General features: G+C 66.4%; 16 protein-coding genes. 15 read left to right on the forward strand and 1 reads right to left on the reverse strand.

Annotated elements, in window-relative coordinates:
• Positions 1–26: 26 nt before the first annotated feature.
• On the reverse strand, positions 27–674 hold the full coding sequence (gene lexA / locus MYA_RS06950) for a transcriptional repressor LexA (protein ID WP_011884733.1): 648 nt from the start codon (positions 672–674) through the stop codon (positions 27–29).
• A gap of 264 nt (positions 675–938) precedes the next feature.
• Here lexA and MYA_RS06955 point away from each other — a divergent pair, with 264 nt between their 5' ends.
• The 15 genes from MYA_RS06955 to MYA_RS07025 all read left to right on the forward strand — a co-directional run bounded on the left by MYA_RS06955 (position 939) and on the right by MYA_RS07025 (position 21,433).
• The gene (locus tag MYA_RS06955) at positions 939–1,976 is read left to right on the forward strand and encodes a sulfate ABC transporter substrate-binding protein (RefSeq protein ID WP_034193191.1); all 1,038 of its coding nucleotides are present in this window, start codon (positions 939–941) and stop codon (positions 1,974–1,976) included.
• Positions 1,977–2,122: 146 nt separating this feature from the next.
• Positions 2,123–3,010: a sulfate ABC transporter permease subunit CysT gene (gene cysT, locus MYA_RS06960; protein ID WP_014722988.1), complete on the forward strand. Its 888-nt coding sequence runs from the start codon at positions 2,123–2,125 to the stop codon at positions 3,008–3,010.
• Positions 3,007–3,954 carry a sulfate ABC transporter permease subunit CysW gene (cysW, locus tag MYA_RS06965; protein WP_014722989.1) on the forward strand — a complete coding sequence of 316 codons (948 nt, stop codon included), beginning with the start codon at positions 3,007–3,009 and terminating at the stop codon, positions 3,952–3,954. The genes cysT and cysW overlap by 4 nt, the downstream gene beginning before the upstream one ends.
• Positions 3,955–3,967: 13 nt before the next feature.
• Positions 3,968–5,026, forward strand: coding sequence for a sulfate/molybdate ABC transporter ATP-binding protein (locus tag MYA_RS06970; RefSeq protein WP_014722990.1), 1,059 nt, complete (start codon positions 3,968–3,970; stop codon positions 5,024–5,026).
• Between the two features lie 80 nt (positions 5,027–5,106).
• On the forward strand, positions 5,107–6,033 hold the full coding sequence (locus MYA_RS06975; protein ID WP_011884743.1) for a CysB family HTH-type transcriptional regulator: 927 nt from the start codon (positions 5,107–5,109) through the stop codon (positions 6,031–6,033).
• A gap of 531 nt (positions 6,034–6,564) precedes the next feature.
• On the forward strand, positions 6,565–7,515 hold the full coding sequence (locus MYA_RS06980) for a sugar ABC transporter substrate-binding protein (RefSeq protein ID WP_014722991.1): 951 nt from the start codon (positions 6,565–6,567) through the stop codon (positions 7,513–7,515).
• Between the two features lie 155 nt (positions 7,516–7,670).
• Positions 7,671–9,284, forward strand: a complete 1,614-nt coding sequence (locus tag MYA_RS06985) for a sugar ABC transporter ATP-binding protein (protein ID WP_041493823.1) — start codon at positions 7,671–7,673, stop codon at positions 9,282–9,284.
• Positions 9,281–10,300 carry an ABC transporter permease gene (locus MYA_RS06990; protein WP_014722992.1) on the forward strand — a complete coding sequence of 340 codons (1,020 nt, stop codon included), beginning with the start codon at positions 9,281–9,283 and terminating at the stop codon, positions 10,298–10,300. Before MYA_RS06985 ends, MYA_RS06990 begins: the two co-directional genes overlap by 4 nt.
• Before the next feature lie 35 nt (positions 10,301–10,335).
• Positions 10,336–11,367, forward strand: a complete 1,032-nt coding sequence (locus MYA_RS06995) for a LacI family DNA-binding transcriptional regulator (protein ID WP_011884753.1) — start codon at positions 10,336–10,338, stop codon at positions 11,365–11,367.
• Positions 11,364–12,290: a ribokinase gene (rbsK, locus tag MYA_RS07000; RefSeq protein WP_014722994.1), complete on the forward strand. Its 927-nt coding sequence runs from the start codon at positions 11,364–11,366 to the stop codon at positions 12,288–12,290. The genes MYA_RS06995 and rbsK overlap by 4 nt, the downstream gene beginning before the upstream one ends.
• Before the next feature lie 275 nt (positions 12,291–12,565).
• The gene (locus MYA_RS07005) at positions 12,566–14,359 is read left to right on the forward strand and encodes a methyl-accepting chemotaxis protein (protein WP_014722995.1); all 1,794 of its coding nucleotides are present in this window, start codon (positions 12,566–12,568) and stop codon (positions 14,357–14,359) included.
• A gap of 529 nt (positions 14,360–14,888) precedes the next feature.
• Positions 14,889–16,811: a PrkA family serine protein kinase gene (locus tag MYA_RS07010; protein WP_011884759.1), complete on the forward strand. Its 1,923-nt coding sequence runs from the start codon at positions 14,889–14,891 to the stop codon at positions 16,809–16,811.
• A gap of 125 nt (positions 16,812–16,936) precedes the next feature.
• Entirely contained in the window at positions 16,937–18,205 is a 1,269-nt protein-coding gene (locus MYA_RS07015; protein ID WP_014722997.1) for a YeaH/YhbH family protein, read from the forward strand.
• Positions 18,202–19,881 (forward strand): SpoVR family protein, encoded by a 1,680-nt coding sequence (locus MYA_RS07020; RefSeq protein ID WP_014722998.1) that lies wholly within the window; start codon positions 18,202–18,204, stop codon positions 19,879–19,881. Before MYA_RS07015 ends, MYA_RS07020 begins: the two co-directional genes overlap by 4 nt.
• 247 nt (positions 19,882–20,128) lie before the next feature.
• Positions 20,129–21,433 (forward strand): MFS family transporter, encoded by a 1,305-nt coding sequence (locus MYA_RS07025; protein ID WP_011884766.1) that lies wholly within the window; start codon positions 20,129–20,131, stop codon positions 21,431–21,433.
• Positions 21,434–21,472: the final 39 nt, after the last annotated feature.

A 21,472-nucleotide genomic window follows, 5' to 3' on the forward strand; every position in this document is an offset into this window, starting at 1 on the left:
GGTGTTCTCCTCAGCGAGACCGATTGTCAGAGTTCGCCCGAGCGGATCAGCCCGACGGCGATGCCTTCCAGCGCAAATTCCGCGCTGCCGGCTTTGACGAAGATGTTTTCGTAATCCGGGTTCTCCGCGATCAGCTCGATGCCGCCGGGACGGCGCATCAGGCGCTTGACGGTGACGTCGTCGCCCAGCCGCGCGACGATGATCTGGCCGTCCTTCGCTTCGGTGCGCTTTTGCACCGCGAGGAGGTCGCCGTCGAGAATGCCGGCGTCGCGCATCGACAGGCCGCGCACCTTCAACAGATAGTCGGGCTTGCTCGTGAAGAGCGCCGGATCGCACGCGTAATGCTGCGAGATGTGTTCCTGCGCAAGGATCGGGCTACCGGCAGCGACGCGGCCGACGAGCGGCAGCGACAACTGCATCAGCCCGGCGTGCGGCAACGTGAACTGGTGCGGCATGTCGTCGATGCCGAGCAGGCGGATGCCGCGCGAGGCGCCTGCCGCCAGCTCGATCACGCCCTTGCGCGCCAGCGCGCGCAGGTGCTCCTCGGCTGCATTCGGCGAGCTGAAGCCCAGTTCGGCGGCGATCTCGGCGCGCGTGGGCGGGAAACCCGAGCGCTCGATCGCGCGGCGGATCAAGTCGAACACTTGCTGCTGACGTGCGGTGAGTTTGGTCATGGCTCAACTGTATGGATAGACAGTGAGCTGTATTTTTATACAGTACTTCGCGAATTTCAAGTGTTACTTGAGGTTCGATGCGATCGCGCCGGTTCCGCCGTCGTTTTGCGACGTCCCGACGCCGGTTCATCCGCCGCAACCGTCCGCCCAGTCTGCGTTAGCACTTTTGAGTATTAAAAAATGAAGAACGATTATTTTTAATAATGTAACCCGTTCGTTAGACTGGCCCGACATCGCAACACCGACGACACTGGAGAACCAATGATGGCGAAGCGCAATACGGGGCTGGGCGGCGCAGCGGGGCGCCTGATCGCAACACTGGCGTTGGGCGCGGCGGCGGCGCTCGGCGTCGCCTCGCACGCATGGGCCGACACGACGTTCCTGAACGTGTCCTACGACCCGACGCGCGAGCTGTACCAGGACTACAACCAGGCGTTCGGCAAGGAATGGAAGGCGAAGACGGGCGAGACGGTCAACTTCAAGCAGTCGCACGGCGGCTCGGGCGCGCAGGCGCGCTCGGTGCTCGACGGGCTGCAGGCCGACGTGGTCACGCTCGCGCTGGCATACGACATCGATGCGCTCGCGAACAAGGGGCTCGTCGCGAAGGACTGGCAGAAGCGCCTGCCGGACAACGCATCGCCGTACACGTCGACGATCGTGTTCCTGGTGCGCAAGGGCAACCCGAAGGGCATCAAGGACTGGGACGATCTGACCAGGCCCGGCATTTCGATCGTCACGCCGAACCCGAAGACCTCGGGCGGCGCGCGCTGGAACTATCTGGCCGCGTGGGCGTACGCGGTGCACAAGCCGGGCGGCAGCGAGCAGAGCGCGAAGGAGTTCGTGACGAAGCTCTACAAGAATGCAGGCGTGCTCGACTCCGGCGCGCGCGGCGCGACGACGAGCTTCGTGCAGCGCGGCATTGGCGACGTGCTGATCGCGTGGGAGAACGAGGCGTTCCTGTCGATCAAGGAATTCGGCACCGACAAGTTCGAGATCGTGGTGCCGTCGGTGAGCATCCTCGCCGAGCCGCCCGTCGCGGTGGTCGACAAGGTGGTCGACAAGAAGGGCACGCGCAAGCTGGCCGAGGCCTACCTGAATTTCCTGTACAGCCCGCAGGGCCAGGAGATCGCCGCGCGCAACTACTACCGGCCGCGCTCGAAGAACGTGCCGGCGGAGCTGACGAAGCAGTTCCCGAAGCTCAAGCTGTACACGGTGGACGACACGTTCGGCGGCTGGACGAATGCGCAGAAGACGCATTTCGCGGACGGCGGCGTGTTCGATTCGATCTACAAGCCGCAATAACGCCACGCAGTAACGACACGCAGCACACGATAACGACAGCGGCGCGCCACGACAGCGCGCCGCATACCCGACGGGCCGGCGCGCGATTCCGAGCGCCGGCATATGCGTCGGGCCCATGAGCAGCATCGACCCAGCAAGAGCATCCGATGACGACGTACATCTTTCGCAAGCCGAGCGCGCTGCCCGGTTTCGGCGTGACGCTCGGCATCACGGTGGCGTATTTGAGCCTCGTGGTGCTGATTCCGCTCGCCGCCACATTTCTCAAGACCGCGACCTTGTCGTGGGACCAGTTCGTCGCGGCCGTCACGTCGCCGCGCGTGCTCGCGTCGTACCGGCTGACGTTTTCGGCCGCACTCGGCGGCGCGTTGATCAACGCCGTGTTCGGCTTTCTCGTCGCGTGGGTGCTGGTGCGCTACACGTTCCCGTTCAAGCGCGTCGTCGATGCGATCGTCGACCTGCCGTTCGCGCTGCCGACGTCCGTCGCCGGCATCTCGCTCGCGGCCGTCTACGCGACTAACGGCTGGGTCGGCCAGTATCTCGCGCCGCTCGGCATCAAGATCGCGTTCACGCCGGCCGGCGTGCTGGTCGCGTTGACGTTCATCGGGCTGCCGTTCGTCGTGCGCACCGTGCAGCCCGTGCTCGAGGATTTCGAGCGCGAGCAGGAGGAGGCCGCCGCATGCCTCGGCGCGTCGCGCTGGCTCACGTTCCGCCGCGTCGTGCTGCCGGCCGTGCTGCCCGCGCTGCTCACCGGCTTCGCGCTCGCGTTCGCGCGCGCGCTCGGCGAGTACGGGTCGGTGATCTTCATCGCCGGCAACGTGCCGATGAAGTCCGAGATCACGTCGCTGCTGATCATCACGAAGCTCGAGCAGTACGACTACGCGGGCGCGACCGCGCTGGCGGTCGTGATGCTGGTCGTGTCGTTCCTGATGCTGCTGCTGATCAACACGCTGCAGTGGTATCTGCAGCGCCGCACGAGCCGGGGCGCGAGCGCGCCCGTCGCGGTGGCCGCGAGCGCCGCGGGAGGTGCGCAATGAGCCGCCAGTCCAGCATCGTGTCGAACAACCATGCCGCCGCGCACGCCCGCGCGGCGACGCGGCTCGATCCCGTGACCGAGCCGCGCGCCGTGCGCTGGCTGCTGATCGGCGTCGCGCTCGCGTTCCTCGCGTTCTTCCTCGTCGTGCCGCTCGCTGCGGTGTTCTTCGAGGCGCTGCGCAAGGGCGTCGGCTTCTATCTCGAATCGCTCGCAGATCCGGACGCGTGGTCGGCGATCAGGCTGACGCTGACGGTCGCCGTGATCGCGGTACCGCTCAATCTCGTGTTCGGCGTGTGCGCGTCGTGGGCGATCGCGAAGTTCGAGTTCCGCGGCAAGGCGTTGCTGACCACGCTGATCGACCTGCCGTTCTCCGTGTCGCCGGTGATCTCCGGGCTCGTCTACGTGCTGTTGTTCGGTGCGCAGGGCTGGCTCGGGCCGTGGCTGCAGGACCACGACGTGCAGATCATCTTCGCGGTGCCGGGCATCGTGCTCGCGACGATCTTCGTCACCTTCCCGTTCGTCGCGCGCGAGCTGATCCCGCTGATGCAGGCGCAGGGCAGCGACGAGGAGGAAGCCGCGCGCGTGCTCGGCGCGTCGGGCTGGCAGATCTTCCGGCGCGTGACGTTGCCGAACGTGAAGTGGGGTCTGCTGTACGGCGTGATCCTCTGCAATGCGCGCGCGATGGGCGAGTTCGGCGCGGTGTCGGTCGTGTCCGGCCACATCCGCGGCGTGACCGACACGATGCCGCTGCACGTCGAGATCCTGTACAACGAATACAACTTCGCGGCGGCGTTCGCGGTGGCGTCGGTGCTTGCGCTGCTCGCGCTCGTCACGCTCGCGCTGAAGCTGCTCGCCGAGCGTCACCTCGCCGCCGAACTGGCCGGGGCACGCGACGACGTTCCCGCTCATGCCGGCCCCGTCGCGGCCGTTTCGTCGAAATCGTAAAGAGGCAAACAGAATGGGTATCACCGTCCGTCATCTTCAGAAGCGCTTCGGCGATTTCACCGCGCTCGACAACGTGTCGCTCGATTTCCCGCCGGGCGAGCTCGTCGCGCTGCTCGGGCCGTCCGGCTGCGGCAAGACCACGCTGCTGCGCGTGATCGCGGGCCTCGAGCACGCGGACGCCGGCCAGGTCCTGCTGCAGGGCCTCGACGTCGCGTCGGTCGGCGCGCGCGATCGCCAGGTCGGCTTCGTGTTCCAGCATTACGCGCTGTTCCGCCACATGACCGTGTTCGAGAACGTTGCCTTCGGCCTGCGCGTGAAGCCGCGCCGCGAACGCCCGTCGGAAACGGTGATTCGCGACAAGGTGCACGAGCTGCTGAAGCTCGTGCAGCTCGACTGGCTCGCGCAGCGCTATCCGTCCGAACTGTCGGGCGGCCAGCGCCAGCGCATCGCGCTGGCTCGCGCGCTCGCGGTGGAGCCGAAGGTGCTGCTGCTCGACGAGCCGTTCGGCGCGCTCGACGCGAAGGTGCGCAAGGAACTGCGCAGCTGGCTGCGGCGCCTGCACGACGACCTGCACATCTCGACGATCTTCGTCACGCACGACCAGGAGGAGGCGCTCGAGGTGGCCGATCGCATCGTCGTGCTGAACCGCGGTCACGTCGAGCAGGTCGGCAGCCCGCAGGACGTCTACGACCATCCGCAAAGCGCGTTCGTCTACGAATTCCTCGGCGCGGCGAACCGGCTGCCGGGCACGGTCGCCGCGCGCGGTTTCGTCGCCGATGGCGCGGCGGCGTCGATCGCGGTCGACGCCGATTTCGCGGGCCCCGCACACGCCTACGTGCGGCCGCACGACCTGCAGCTGTGGCCGGTGGGCGGCGGCCATCGCGACGGCATCGCGGTGGACGTGCGCCGCGTGATTCCGCTCGGCGGCTCGGTGCGCGTCGAGCTGGAGGCGCGCACGGGCGGGGCGCTGGAAGCCGAGCTCGATCGCGACGCGTGGCGTGCGCTCGCGCTGCAGGTCGGCGACGGCGCGACGGCCGTGCCGCGCGCGCTGCGGGTCTTTCCCGCACACTGACGCCCGAACCCGGTCATGAGAAGAGGGCGGATACCGCTCCCGATCGATCTTCGAACAACGACAGCCCAAGAGGCATACCCATGAATTTTCAGCAATTGCGCTTCGTGCGCGAGGCCGTGCGCCAGAACATGAACCTGACCGAAGTCGCGAACGTGCTGTACACGTCGCAGTCGGGCGTGTCGAAGCAGATCAAGGATCTCGAGGACGAGCTGGGCGTCGACATCTTCATCCGGCGCGGCAAGCGGCTCACCGGCCTCACCGAGCCGGGCAAGGCCGTGCACCAGCTGATCGAGCGGATGCTGCTCGACGCCGAGAACCTGCGGCGCGTCGCGCGCCAGTTCGCCGATCAGGACAGCGGCCACCTCGTCGTCGCGACGACGCACACGCAGGCGCGCTACGCGCTGCCGAAGGTGATCCGCCAGTTCACCGAAGTGTTCCCGAAGGTGCATCTCGCGCTGCGCCAGGGTAGCCCGCAGCAGATCGCGCAGATGATCCTGAACGGCGAAGCCGATCTCGGCATCTCGACCGAGGCGCTCGACCGCTATCCGGACATCGTCACGTTCCCGTGCTATTCGTGGCACCACACGGTCGTCGTGCCCAAAGGGCATCCGCTCGTCGGACGCGAGCATCTGACGCTCGACGAGATCGCCGAATATCCGATCATCACCTACGACCAGGATTTCACCGGCCGCTCGCACATCGACCAGGCGTTCGCGCAGGCCGGCGCGGTGCCCGACGTCGTGCTGACCGCGATCGATGCTGACGTCATCAAGACTTACGTCGAGCTCGGGATGGGGATCGGCGTGGTCGCGGCGATGGCGTTCGATCCGCAGCGCGACACGGGGCTCGTCGCGCTCGACACGCAGCACCTGTTCGAGGCGAGCACGACCCGCGTCGGGCTGCGCAAAGGCGCGTTCCTGCGCGCCTATGCTTACCGCCTGATCGAGATGTTCGCGCCGCAGTTGAACGAAGCCGAGATCGCGGCGCAGTTGCGCGAGGCGGTGTAACTGGCGGCGAAGTGAAGGGCGGCAGGCGCTCGCCTGCCTGTCGCTCCCTACGGCCGCGCGACGACGCGGCATCGCGTGGTCCGGCCGGCCGGGCGCGGCTGACGGTGCGCTGCCGCGATTCACGCGACGGTCTGAAGCGCATCGCCTCGGCTGGAGGTGGCACATCCGCCACATCTGGAAACACCGCGCCGGCAAGTCCTGCCGCAACGTACCGCCGCAGCATAACCAGCCATCGCGGGGTAACGCACCCCAGCCCGCTCAGAACAAACCCTTAAATAGCGATCGCCCGGGTTGCGCGCCGAACCGAAACGGTACAGCATAGCCGTCACTCCGCCGGCTTCCCGCCGGCGGTGGCGCGTCGACGACAGCGCGCGCCAGGCAGTCGGCCGTCTGCCCCGTTTCCATTTCGTGATACCGACAAGCAGCATCGATGGCCAATGTCCGGCTCATGTAGCGCAAACGTTTGCTTGCATTAAAACAACAGCCAAACAAAACAATCCGGCCCGCCGGGCCGATCGCCAGGAGATGAGTATGAAGGTCCTGTTTCGCCGTCGCTTCCTGACCGCCGCGCTCGCCGCCGTCGCGGTCGCCGCCACCCCGGCCGCGTATGCGCAGTCTGCGGCCAAGCCGAAGGTCGCGCTGGTGATGAAGTCGCTCGCCAACGAGTTCTTCCTGACGATGGAAAACGGCGCGAAGGAATACCAGAAGCACAACGCCGGCCAGTTCGACCTGATCACGAACGGCATCAAGGACGAGACCGACACCGCCAACCAGATCCGCATCGTCGAGCAGATGATCGTGTCGAAGGTCGACGCGATCGTGCTCGCGCCGGCCGATTCGAAGGCGCTCGTGCCGGTGGTGAAGAAGGCGGTCGACGCGGGCATCGTCGTCGTGAACATCGACAACCGGCTCGATCCCGACGTGCTGAAGTCGAAGAACCTGAACGTGCCGTTCGTCGGCCCCGACAACCGCAAGGGCGCGCGCAAGGTCGGCGACTACCTCGCGAAGAGGCTCAAGGCGGGCGACCAGGTCGGCATCGTCGAAGGCGTGTCGACGACCACCAACGCGCAGCAGCGCACGGCCGGCTTCCAGGATGCGATGAAGGCGGGCGGCATGAAGGTCGTGTCGGTGCAGTCGGGCGAATGGGAGATCGACAAGGGCAACGCGGTCGCGTCCGCGATGCTCAACGAATACCCGAACCTGCGCGCGCTCCTGTGCGGCAACGACAACATGGCGATCGGCGCCGTGTCGGCGGTGCGGGCGGCGGGCAAGCAGGGCAAGGTGCTGGTGGTCGGCTACGACAACATCAACGCGATCAAGCCGATGCTGAAGGACGGCCGCGTGCTCGCGACCGCCGACCAGTACGCGGCGAAGCAGGCGGTGTTCGGCATCGACACGGCGCTGAAGGCCATCGCCGAGCATCGCAAGCAGTCTGAGCTGTCCGGCGTGGTCGAGACGCCGGTCGACCTCGTCACCAAGTGACCACGTGACGCCGCACCGATGACGGCCGCCGTCCCTCAAGAATTCCGGGCGGCGGCCGTTATCTGGAGTGAGCGCGATCACGGCCACGGCATACCCATGCACTTGTGAGCGTCATAACCGCACGCCGCGGGCGCGCGGCCGCAACCAGGATCGCGATGGAACCGACCTTCCAACCTTCCCGTCCAGTCGTCCCCGTGCTCGCCGTATCCGGCGTGGGCAAGACCTACGCCGAACCGGTGCTCGCCGACGTCACGCTGACGCTCGCGGCGGGCCAGGCGCTCGCGCTGACCGGCGAGAACGGCGCGGGCAAGAGCACGCTGTCGAAGATCATCGGCGGGCTGGTCGAGCCGACGACCGGCACGATGCAGCTCGGCGGCGACGCGTATGCGCCGGCCAGCCGCACGCAGGCCGAGGCGCTCGGCGTGCGCATGGTGATGCAGGAGCTGAACCTGCTGCCGACGCTGACGGTCGCCGAGAACCTGTTTCTGAACCGGCTGCCGCGGCGCTTCGGCATCATCGACCGCGCGCGGCTGCGCGCCGATGCGCGGGCCGCGATGGCGCAGGTCGGGCTCGACGCGATCGATCCCGATACGCCGGTCGGCGCGCTCGGCATCGGCCATCAACAGATGGTCGAGATCGCGCGCAATCTGATCGGCGACTGCCGCGTGCTGATCCTCGACGAGCCGACCGCGATGCTGACCGCGCGCGAGGTCGACCTGCTGTTCGAGCAGATCGACCGCTTGAAGGCGCGCGGCGTCGCGATCGTCTATATCTCGCACCGGCTCGAGGAGCTCGCGCGCGTCGCCGAGCGGGTCGCGGTGCTGCGCGACGGCCGGCTCGTGCACGTCGGCGACATGGCCGCGATCAGCGCCGACGGGCTCGTCACGCTGATGGTCGGCCGCGAGCTCGGCGAGCACATCGATCTCGGCGCGCGCCGGATCGGCGCGCCGCGCCTCGTCGTGTCGGGCATGACGCGCGGCACGGCCGTGCAGGACGTGTCGCTCGAAGTGCGCGCCGGCGAGATCTTCGGCATCTCCGGGCTGATCGGCGCGGGGCGCACCGAATTGCTGCGGCTGATCTACGGCGCGGACACGCCCGATACGGGCATGATCGCGGTCGGCGAACCGCCGCAGCCGGTGCGCATCCAGTCGCCGGTCGACGCGGTCGCGCACGGCATCGCGCTGATCACCGAGGACCGCAAGGGCGAAGGGCTGCTGCTCACGCAATCGGTCGCCTCCAACGTGTCGCTCGGCCAGCTCGATCGGCTCGCGCGCGGCGGCGTCGTCGATACGGCGCGCGAAACGGCGCTCGCCGAGCAGCAGATCGACGCGTTGCGGATCCGCACGCACGGCGCGGCGCAGCCAGTCGGCGAACTGTCGGGCGGCAACCAGCAGAAGGTCGTGATCGGCCGCTGGCTCGCACGTGACATGGGCGTGCTGCTGTTCGACGAGCCGACGCGCGGCATCGACGTCGGCGCGAAGTTCGAGATCTACACGCTGATGGGCGCGCTGGCGCGCGACGGCCGCGCGCTGGTGGTCGTATCGAGCGACCTGCGCGAGCTGATGCTGATCTGCGACCGGATCGGCGTGATGTCGGCCGGCCGCATGACCGCCGTGTTCGAACGCGGCAACTGGACTCAGGATGCGCTGCTGGCCGCCGCGTTCGCCGGCTTCGGCCGCGACGCGTTGCCGGACGGCATGCAGCATCCGGATGCGGGAGCGGCGCCGCGCGCGGCTTCCGCGGTTTCGACCACAGGACCACACTCATGACCCAGCCTCCCGTATCGCCGAGTGACGCAGGCGCACAGCAGGACCTGGCCGGGGGCCGCGCGCGCACGCTGTCCGGCACACGGCTCGGCGTCTCGAACTACCTCGGGCTCGCCGGTGCGCTCGTCGCGATGGTCGCGCTGTTTTCGGCGCTGAGCTCGCACTTCCTGACCTACGACACGTTCAGCACGATCGCGAACCAGATTCCCGATCTCGTCGTGATGTCGGTCGGCATGACGTTCGTGCTGATCATCGCCGGCATCGACCTGTCGGTCGGCTCCGTCCTGGCGCTGGCCGCGTCGATGGTCAGCGTGGCCGCGCTGAAATGGCAGTGGGCGCCGTTGCCGGCCGCGCTGAGCGGCATCGCGGTCGCCACCGTGACCGGCTCGCTGACGGGCGCGGTGACGGTCGGCTGGCGGATTCCGTCGTTCATCGTGTCGCTCGGCGTGCTGGAAGGCGCGCGCGGGCTCGCGTACCAGCTGACGAATTCGCGTACCGCGTATATTGGCGACGCGTTCGATTTCCTGTCGAACCCGATCGCGCTCGGCATTTCGCCGGCGTTCCTGATCGCGGTCGCGGTGATGATCGCCGCGCAGTTCGTGCTGACGCGCACCGTGTTCGGACGCTATCTGGTCGGAATCGGCACGAACGAAGAAGCCGTGCGGCTGGCAGGGGTTAACCCGCGGCCGTATAAAATCCTCGTATTCGCATTGATGGGCGCGCTTGCCGGGCTCGCGTCGCTGTTCCAGATTTCGCGGCTCGAAGCGGCGGACCCGAACGCGGGCGTGGGCCTCGAGCTGCAGGTGATCGCGGCCGTCGTGATCGGCGGCACGAGCCTGATGGGCGGGCGCGGCTCGGTGATCAGCACGTTCTTCGGCGTTTTGATCATCTCCGTGCTGGCGGCGGGGCTTGCGCAGATCGGCGCGAACGAGCCCACCAAACGGATCATCACGGGGGCGGTGATCGTGGTGGCCGTCGTGCTCGACACGTATCGCAGCCGGCGCTCGCGCGCACGGTAGAACAACATGGAACGCAGACCAAAGAGAAACGGGATATGGCGACGATCAAGGATGTAGCGGCCATGGCGGGCGTGTCGTTTACGACCGTCTCGCACGTAGTGAACAATTCGCGGCCGGTGTCCGCGGATGTGCGCGCGAAGGTCGAAGGCGCGATTCGCGAGCTGAACTACGTGCCGTCGGCCGTAGCGCGCTCGCTGAAGGCGCGCGCGACGGCGACCATCGGCCTCGTCGTGCCGAACAGCACGAATCCGTATTTCGCGGAGCTTGCACGCGGCATCGAGGATCAATGCGCGGCGAACGGCTATTGCGTGTTCTTCTGCAACTCGGACGACGACCCGGTGAAGCAGCGCAACTACCTGCGCGTGCTGCAGGAAAAGCGTATCGACGGGCTGATCGTCGCATCGGCCGGCGAGGACGCCGTGCTCGCGCAGACGCTCGCCGATTCGCAAGCGCCGCTCGTCGTCGTCGATCGCAACATCGAGGGGCTGCCGGCCGACCTCGTGCAGATCGACCACGAGCGCGGCGCGTATCTGGCCACGCGGCATCTGCTCGAGCTCGGCCACGCGAAGATCGGCTGCATCACCGGCCCGACCGACACGGCCGTCAGCGCGATGCGCGTGCACGGCTTCATCCGCGCGATGGCCGAGCGCGGCATCGACATCGTGCCGGGCGCGATCGCCGAAAGCGATTTTTCGTGCCTCGGCGGCTATCACGCGGCGGCGCGGCTGTTCGAGACGGTGCAGCCGAGCGCGATTTTCGCCGGCAACGACCTGATGGGCGTCGGCGCGCTGCGCGCGGCGGCCGAGCGCGGCATCCGCGTGCCGGACGAATGCTCGATCATCGGCTTCGACGACATCGAGTTTTCCCGCTACACCTATCCGGCGCTGTCGACGGTCGGGCAGTCGGTGCGGGCGCTCGGCGAAATGGCCGCGCAGACGCTGATCGAGCGGATCGGCGGCGGCTCGACGGCCGCGCCGAGCCGCCGCCGCGTCGTGTCGCCGCGGCTCGTGCTGCGCGAATCGACGTCGGTCTATCGGGAGCCGGCCATGCCCGGTGCGCGCGCATGACGGCGCCCAACGCCGGTGCAGGCCGCGTGACGGTGGTCGGTAGCCTCAACATGGATCTCGTCGTACGTGCGCCGCGGCTGCCGTTGCCGGGCGAAACGCTGGCCGGCCGCGCGTATGCGCAGGCAGCGGGCGGCAAGGGCGGCAACCAGGCCGTCGCCGCCGCGCGCCTGGGCGCGCAGGTCGCGATGATCGGCTGTGTCGGCGCGGACGCGCACGGCGCAGCGCTGCGCGCGGGCCTCGAGGCGGAAGGCATCGATTGCTCGCGGGTCGCGACGAGCGCGTCCGCATCGACGGGCGTCGCGCTGATCGTCGTCGACGATGCGAGCCAGAACACGATCGTGATCGTCGCGGGCGGCAACGGCGAAGTCACGCCGGCAACGGTCGCGCAGCACGAGGCCGCGATCGCCGCGGCCGACGTGCTGATCTGCCAGCTCGAGACGCCGCCGGACGCGGTATTCGCGGCGCTGTCGGCCGGGCGGCGCCTCGGGCGCACGGTGGTGCTGAACCCGGCGCCGGCCGTCGCGCCGCTGCCCGACGGCTGGCTGCCGCTGGTCGACTATCTGATTCCGAACGAGGTCGAGGCCGCCGCGCTGACCGGCCTGCCGGTGCGCGATCCGGCCGACGCGGAAGCTGCCGCGCGCGCGCTGCAGGCGGCCGGCGCACGCAACGTGCTGGTCACGCTCGGCGCGCGCGGCGTGCTGGCGCTCAGCGCCGACGGCGCGGCGCGCCACTATCCGGCGCCCGTCGTGCAGGCGCTCGACACGACCGCCGCCGGCGACACCTTCATCGGCGGCTTCGCGGTCCGGCTCGCGGCCGGCGACGGCGTCGACGCCTCGATCCGTTTTGCGCAGCGCGCCGCGGCCGTCTCGGTCACGCGCGCGGGCGCGCAGCCTTCGATTCCCACCCTCGCCGAACTGGCCTGATAACGCCGGATCGCGCGTCTTCCGCCGCCGGCACGAGCCGGCGGCCGGTCATCCTCCAACACCCGTCGCCGTCGATTGCAGCGCGCGCGCGTCGCGCGACACGCTGCCGTGTTGCGTCCCCTTCATTCATTCATACGTAATGAATGACAGGATTGCTGAGAAAATTGATAGCAATACCATCAAGTTGTGCGTCGAATGGTCGTAAATGTATCGGAGCGAAACAGTGTTTCGAAACGGGCCAGGCCCGTCCATGACGACGCAATACAGGAACAATGATGGTGATCGCAAACCTGACGATACGGGCGCGCATCGGCTTGACGATGGCGTTTCTCGCGGTGCTGCTGGCGGTGATCGGGGTGCTCGGCCTCTACGGGATGAGCACGGCGAACGACTCGATGCGCGAGCTGTTCACGAACCAGATGCCGAGCGCGGTCGACGTGGCCGTCGCGGACACCTACGCGGCGCGCGAGCGGCTGGCGCTCGATCGCGCCGCGCTGCTGGTGGGCACGCCCGATTCGGCCACGGCGGTCGAGCGCAGCCGCGAGATGCGCGCGCAGTCCGACGCGTGGTGGAAGAAGTACCTCGATCTGCCGCGCGGCCCGGAGGAAGACCGCATCGCGCAGGACGTCGCCGCAAAGCGACAGGCGCTGCAGCGCAACTGCGACGCGTTCGGCGCGCTCGTCACGGCCGGCGACCGTGACCGGCTCGGCGAAGGCGCCAAGCAACTCCAGGTGAAGTACAACGACCTCACGACCGCGAGCGAGGCGTTGCGCAATTTTCAGTTCTCCGACGCTCAGCGCGGCTTCGATCACGCGGAATCGGTGTACGAAACGTTGCGCGTAGTGTCCGTCGTCACGCTGCTCGCCGGCTTCGTCGCCGCGGTGCTGTCGTGGCTGACGCTGACCCGCGCGATCGGCCGCCCGCTCGCTGAGGCGCTCGGTCATTTCGACGCGATCGCGGCAGGCGACCTGCGCCGTGCGATCGTCGTGCAGCGGCGTGACGAAATGGGGCAACTGCTGAACGGTCTCGCGAAGATGCAGCGCGGGCTCGTCGACACCGTGCGCACGGTGCGCGGCGGCAGCGAGTCGATCGCGACGGCCGCGCGGGAAATTGCCGCCGGCAACATCGACCTGTCGTCGCGTACGGAGGAGCAGGCGTCCGCGCTGCAGGAAACTGCATCGAGCATGGAGCAGCTGACCGGCACCGTGAAACAGAACGCGGACAATGCACGGCAGGCGAGCGCGCTGGCTGCGAACGCATCGGAGATCGCCAACAAGGGCAATACGGTGGTCGGCCAGGTGGTCGGCACGATGGGCGAAATCAACGACAGCTCGGCGAAGATCGCGGACATCATCGCGATCATCGAAGGCATCGCGTTTCAAACCAACATCCTGGCGCTGAACGCGGCCGTCGAAGCGGCGCGCGCCGGCGAGGAAGGGCGCGGCTTTGCGGTCGTCGCGGGCGAGGTGCGCAGCCTCGCGCAGCGCTCGTCGAGCGCGGCCAAGGAGATCAAGGCGCTGATCGACGCGTCGGTGGGGCGTATCCACACGGGCTCGCAACTGGTCGACGAAGCCGGCCGCACGATGCACGACGTGATCGCCGCGGTGCAGCGCGTGACGGACATCATGGGCGAGATCGCCGCGGCGTCCGAAGAGCAGAGCAGCGGCATCGATCAAGTTGCTCGCGCGGTCGCGCAGATGGACGAAGTCACGCAACAGAACGCGGCGCTCGTCGAGGAAGCGGCGGCCGCCGCGCAATCGCTCGACGAACAGGCGGCGCGCCTGCGCGAAACGGCAGCGGTGTTCCGGCTCGACGACGACGCGGCGCGACCGTCGGTCGCAGCCGGCGCCACGCGTCAGGCGCCGCGCGCGAAGCCTGCGCCCGCTGCGCAGCCGGCCGCGGCAGCCGCACCTTCCGTGCCCGCTGGGCCGACCGCCGCGCCTGCCACGCGCAACGAGCGTGACGCCGCACCGAAGCGCACGGCACCGGCGCGCAAGCCGGCGGCCGCAGCGAGCGCGCCGTCACCGGCTGCGACAACGGCCGGCGCCGACGATTGGGAGACGTTCTGATACGCGCGTGCGCGCGCCTGCCGTCTGCATCAATCCCCATTTGACGAAGTCACACGGACGCCCGCGCATGCGGGCGTCGTCGTTCGTGCGGCCGGTCGAATGTGACACCGTCCGTGAACATTCATGCGTCGACGCGCGATGTGCATCCGCGCTACGGGTATCTCCTGACGATGCGAAAAAAATTTGTAACGGTGGGCGCGACGTGTCGTCGCAAACGTCTGCTCGAACGTCTATGAAGAAGGGGGCGTGAAGGGGAGTGTGAACGGCGCGGCGACGACGGCGAAGCCATCCGACGCACGAGACGTTCCGCTGCTCGGCGAGACGCGGCGGATGCAGTTTATGCGGCTCGGGAGATCGATTGTAAAGCGACGAAATGCATTGTCCAACCGGTGTTGTCGAGAATGACGAACTTCATACGAAGATGTCGTGAAAAAAAATAAGAAAGGGTTTAGGATGAATTCGAACGCGCTTGCTTCTGCGCAGTCATAGGAAGGCAGGCACGTCTTACGACTCACGCGAGGGAGGTAGCATGGATATTTACAGCAGCTTCGCGAACCGCTTCGAAAAAACGCGAGAGGAAGAATTCTCGCTGGAGGAGTACCTCGCGCTCTGCAAGAACGATCCGTCAGCGTACGCCACGGCAGGCGAACGCATGCTGGCTGCAATCGGGGAACCCGAGCAAATCGATACCCGCAACGACCCGCGCCTGTCGCGGATCTTCGCGAACAAGGTTATCAAGGTCTATCCCGCCTTCCGTGAGTTTTACGGAATGGAGGAAGTGATCGAGCAGGTGGTTGCGTACTTCCGCCACGCTGCGCAAGGGCTTGAAGAGAAGAAGCAGATCCTCTACCTGCTCGGGCCGGTCGGCGGCGGCAAGTCGTCGATCGCCGAGCGTCTCAAGCAGCTGATGGAACGCGTGCCGTTCTATTCGCTGAAGGGCTCGCCCGTCAACGAATCGCCGCTCGGGCTGTTCGACTACGACGAAGACGGCCCGATCCTCGAAGAGCAATACGGCATTCCGCGCCGCTATCTGAAGAGCATCCTCAGCCCGTGGGCCGTGAAGCGCCTGCACGAATACAACGGCGACATCCGTCAGTTCCGCGTGGTGCGTCGCTACCCGTCGATCCTGCGGCAGATCGGCATCGCGAAGACGGAGCCCGGTGACGAGAACAATCAGGACATCTCGTCGCTCGTCGGCAAGGTCGACATCCGCAAGCTCGAGCAGTACGCGCAGGACGACGCCGATGCGTACAGCTACTCGGGTGGCCTGTGCCTGGCGAACCAGGGGCTGCTCGAATTCGTCGAAATGTTCAAGGCGCCGATCAAGGTGCTGCACCCGCTGCTCACCGCGACGCAGGAAGGCAACTTCAAGGGCACGGAAGGCTTCGGCGCGATCCCGTTCGACGGCGTGATTCTCGCGCACTCGAACGAGTCGGAGTGGAAGGCGTTCCGCAACAACCGCAACAACGAGGCGCTGCTCGACCGGATCTTCGTCGTGAAGGTGCCGTATTGCCTGCGCGTGTCGGAAGAGATCAAGATCTACGAGAAGCTGATCCGCAATTCGTCGCTCGCCGAAGCGGTGTGCGCGCCCGGCACGCTGAAGATGATGTCGCAGTTCGCGGTGCTGTCGCGGCTGCACGAGCCGGAGAATTCGAGCCTCTTTTCGAAGATGCAGGTGTACGACGGCGAGAACCTGAAGGACACCGATCCCAAGGCGAAGTCGTACCAGGAGTATCGCGACTACGCGGGCGTGGACGAAGGGATGACGGGCGTATCGACGCGCTTCGCGTTCAAGATCCTGTCGCGCGTGTTCAACTTCGACACGAGCGAAGTCGCCGCGAACCCGGTGCATCTGATGTACGTGCTCGAACAGCAGATCGAACGCGAGCAGTTCCCGCCGGAAACGGAGCAGAAGTATCTGTCGTTCGTGAAGGACGTGCTGGCGTCGCGTTATGCGGAGTTCATCGGCAAGGAAATCCAGACGGCGTACCTCGAATCGTATTCGGAATACGGGCAGAACATCTTCGACCGCTACGTCACGTATGCGGATTTCTGGATCCAGGATCAGGAGTTCCGCGATCACGACACGGGCGAGAGCTTCGACCGCGCCGCGCTGAATGCCGAACTGGAGAAGATCGAGAAGCCGGCCGGCATCAGCAACCCGAAGGATTTCCGCAACGAGATCGTGAACTTCGTGTTGCGCGCGCGGGCCGCGAACGCCGGCAAGAATCCGGTGTGGACGAGCTACGAGAAGTTGCGGGTCGTGATCGAGAAGAAGATGTTCTCGAATACCGAGGAACTGTTGCCGGTCATTTCGTTCAACGCGAAGGGCTCGGCCGAGGAGCAACGCAAGCATGAGGACTTTGTGAACCGGATGGTCGCGAAGGGCTATACGCCGAAGCAGGTGAGGCTGCTTTGCGACTGGTACCTGCGCGTGCGCAAGTCGTCATGACGCGCGCGGTACCGTGCCCGTGCGGAGGGTCCGCGCGGGCACCTTCAGAGGCGCCGCCCGCATGACGGCAGACGGCATGTGCGGCGAGCGTCCCGGCATATCGACTTTCGAGCGGGAGACCGGGAGTGCTTCATCAAATCATCGACCGCAGGCTGGCCGGCAAGAACAAGAGCATCGCCAACCGCGAACGCTTTCTGCGTCGCGTCAAGAACTACATTCGTCGTGCCGTGTCGGACGCGGTGCGCGATCGTAGCATCAAGGATATCCAGAGCACGCAAAGCATCACGATTCCGCGCAAGGACATCGCGGAGCCGACCTTCCGGCACGGGCCGGGTGGCCGTCGTGAATACGTGCACCCCGGCAACGAGGACTACGTGCGCGGCGACAAGATTCCGCGCCCGCAGGGCGGCTCGGGCGGCGGCGGCAGTCAGGCGAGCAACGACGGCGAAGGGCAGGACGACTTCGTGTTCGAGTTGTCGCGCGACGAATTCATGCAGTACTTCTTCGACGATCTCGAACTGCCGCGCCTCGTGAAGACGCACCTGCTCACGGTGCCGAGCTGGAAGAACGTGCGCGCGGGCTGGGCGGCGGAAGGCACGCCGAACAACATCGACGTCGTGCGCTCGCTCAGAAGCGCGCTCGGCCGGCGCATCGCGCTCGGTTCGCCGCTCGTGAACGAGCTGCGCGAGCTCGAAGCGCAACTCGAGGAGCTGAAGAACGATCCGGAAGACCGTCGTGCGGAAATCGCGACGCTCGAAGCCGAGATCCATCATCTGAAAGGGCGCATCTGGCGGATTCCGTTCATCGATCCGTTCGATCTGCGCTACGTGAATCGCGTCAAGCAGCCGCAGCCGTCGAGCCAGGCCGTGATGTTCTGCCTGATGGACGTGTCGGGCTCGATGGACGAACAGCGCAAGGATCTCGCGAAGCGCTTCTTCATCCTGTTGTACCTGTTCCTGAAGCGCAACTACGAACGCATCGAGGTCGTGTTCATTCGTCACCACACGCGCGCCGAGGAAGTCGACGAGGACACCTTCTTCCATTCGACGGAAAGCGGCGGCACCGTGGTGTCGAGCGCGCTCGAGCTGATGCGCAAGGTGATGGACGAGCGCTACTCGCCGACCGAGTGGAACATCTACGGCGCACAGGCGTCGGACGGCGACAACTGGACCGACGATTCGCCGAAGTGTCGCAAAATCCTCGAAGAGGATATCCTCACCAAGACGCGTTATTTCGCCTACATCCAGGTCGCGCCGGAAGAGCAGAATCTGTGGCTGGAGTATGCGCAACTGGCGCTGTCGCAACCGCATCTCGCGATGAAGAAAGTCGAATCGGCTGCCGACATCTACCCGGTATTTCGCGAGTTGTTCGAAAAGCAGGTGGAAATGTCATGACAACGCGCCATCTGCACAACGAATCGCGCGGCTATGCGCCGCGCCCTTCCGGCGACGACACGGCCGGCCCCGCCGCATCGCAGCAAAGCGGCCAGGCCGAGCCCGCCGCGCCGGCCGCCGACTTGCCCGCTGCCGGGCAGAAGGAAGCGCGTATGAACGTTGCCGAACGCAAGCCGCTGCCGTGCCCGTCCGACTGGACGTTCGAGCTGCTCGAGGAATACGACACGCACATCGCGCAGGTCGCCGAGCAGTACGAGCTCGACATCTATCCGATCCAGCTCGAACTGATCAGCGCCGAGCAGATGATGGACGCGTATGCGTCGGTCGGGATGCCCGTCAACTACCGACACTGGTCGTTCGGCAAGCACTTCCTCGCCACCGAGAAGAGCTATCGGCGCGGCCAGATGGGCCTCGCCTACGAGATCGTCATCAACTCGAACCCTTGCATCGCGTATCTGATGGAAGAGAACACGATGACGATGCAGGCGCTGGTGATCGCGCATGCGGCCTACGGCCACAACTCGTTCTTCAAGGGCAACTACCTGTTCCGGCTGTGGACCGACGCGCACGCGATCATCGACTATCTCGTGTACGCGAAGAACTACGTCGCCGAATGCGAGGAGCGCTATGGCCTCGATCGCGTCGAGGAGCTGCTCGATTCGTGTCACGCGCTGATGAACTACGGCGTCGACCGCTACAAGCGGCCGCAGAAGCCGTCGCTGTCGAAGGAAGCGGCGCTGCGGCGCGAGCGCGAGGCGTATCTGCAGTCGCAGGTCAACGAGCTGTGGCGCACGCTGCCGGGCAAGAAGCCCGAACTGGCCGAGGAGCAGGAAGGCCGCTATCCGCCGGAGCCGCAGGAGAACCTGCTGTATTTCGCGGAAAAGAACGCGCCGCTGCTCGAGCCGTGGGAGCGTGAGGTGATCCGCATCGTGCGCAAGATCGGCCAGTACTTCTACCCGCAGCGGCAGACGCAGGTGATGAACGAAGGCTGGGCCACGTTCTGGCATTACACGCTGCTGAACACGCTGTACAACCAGGGCAAGCTCGAAGACGGCTTCATGATGGAGTTCCTGCATTCGCACAGCAACGTCGTCTATCAGCCGCCGGTCACGAAGCCGTACTACAGCGGGATCAACCCGTATGCGCTCGGCTTCTCGATGATGAGCGACATCCGCCGCATCTGCGAAGCGCCGACGGAAGAAGACTACAAGTGGTTTCCGGAAATCGCAGGCACGCCGTGGTTGCCGGCGATGCACTACGCGATGCGCAATTTCAAGGACGAGAGCTTCATCGCGCAGTATCTGTCGCCGAACCTGATCCGCGAGATGCGACTGTTCTCGGTGCTCGACGACGACATGCGCGATTCGCTCGAAGTGTCGGCGATCCACGACGAATCCGGCTACCAGTACGTGCGCCAGGCGCTGTCGCGGCAGTACGACATCCATCACCGCGAACCGAACATCCAGGTGTGGGCCGTCAACACGCGCGGCGACCGCAGCCTCACGCTGCGCCACTTCATGACCGACAACCGGCATCTGTCGAACGACAGCGACGAGGTGCTCAAGCACATGGCGCGCCTCTGGCAGTTCGACGTGTACCTGGAAAGCGTCGACGAGGCAGGCACCGTGCGCAAGCGCTACGAATGCCGATACGTGCCGCCTGAGGTGCGTGTTTGACGCGTATCTGACCGGTCGAGCGAATGGTTTGCATCCGACGCCAGCCTTGCGGCTGGCGTTTTCATATGACGAACGCCCGGCAGGAGAAGATTTTTCTACATCGGGATGAACCCGGAGAGACTGCTACTTTACATTTGGCTAAACTCCCGTAGCGCCGTGCGCCGGAACCGGTGCCACGTGCGCCCCCCCACGCGGCGGTTGCGGCCGTCTCGCCCCAGCAAAGCACTAAAAGGAAACAGACCAACCCATGGACGTCCAGAGCGACCAAGCTGCGCTGTCCGCGCAAGACACCCGGCGGCGCGTGTTCGCCATCGTCGGCGCCTCGTCGGGCAACCTCGTCGAGTGGTTCGACTTCTACATCTACTCGTTCTGCGCGCTGTATTTCGCGCCGGCGTTCTTCCCCAGCGGCAACACGACCACGCAGCTGCTGAACACGGCAGGCGTGTTCGCGGCCGGCTTCCTGATGCGTCCGATCGGCGGCTGGCTGTTCGGCCGCATCGCCGACCGTCACGGCCGCCGCGCGGCGATGATGATCTCGGTGCTGATGATGTGCGGCGGCTCGCTGGTGATCGCGGTGCTGCCGACCTACGCGCAGATCGGCGCGCTCGCGCCCGCGCTGCTGCTGGTCGCGCGGCTGTTTCAGGGGTTGTCGGTCGGCGGCGAGTACGGCACGAGCGCGACCTACATGAGCGAGGTCGCGCTGCAAGGGCGGCGCGGTTTCTTCGCGTCGTTCCAGTACGTGACGCTGATCGGCGGCCAGCTGTGCGCGCTGCTGGTGCTCGTGATCCTGCAGCAGGCGCTGTCGGGCGACGAGCTGAAGGCGTGGGGCTGGCGCATTCCGTTCGTGTGCGGCGCGGCGGCGGCGCTGATCTCGCTGTATCTGCGCAAGTCGCTCGACGAGACGTCGACCAGCGCGTCGCGCGACAAGAAGGACGCGGGCACGATTCGCGGCGTGTGGCAGCACAAGGGCGCGTTCTTCACGGTGGTCGGCTTCACGGCCGGCGGCTCGCTGATCTTCTACACGTTCACCACGTACATGCAGAAGTATCTGGTGAACACGGCCGGCATGCACGCGAAGACGGCCAGCAACGTGATGACCGTCGCGCTGCTCGTCTACATGCTGATGCAGCCGGTGTTCGGCGCGCTGTCCGACCGGATCGGCCGGCGCACGTCGATGATCCTGTTCGGCACGCTGTCGGTGCTCGGCACGGTGCCGCTGATGCACGCGCTCAAGACGGTGTCGAGCCCGACGGCCGCGTTCGTGCTGATCACGGTCGCGCTCGCGATCGTCAGCTTCTACACGTCGATCAGCGGCCTGATCAAGGCCGAGATGTTCCCGCCGGAAGTGCGCGCGATGGGCGTCGGCCTGTCGTATGCGGTCGCGAACGCGATCTTCGGCGGCTCGGCCGAATACGTCGCGCTGTGGTTCAAGTCGATCGGCAGCGAGGAGACCTTCTACTGGTACGTGACCGCGCTGTGCGCGATCTCGCTGATCGTGTCGTGGCGCATGCGCGACCCGAGCAAGGAGGGCTATCTGCGTCACGAGCCGTGATCGGTGCAACGGCGCGGCCGCCGGTGCGGCCGGCATGAC

Source organism: Burkholderia sp. KJ006 (genome assembly GCF_000262695.1).
Classification (GTDB): Bacteria; Pseudomonadota; Gammaproteobacteria; order Burkholderiales; family Burkholderiaceae; genus Burkholderia; species Burkholderia vietnamiensis.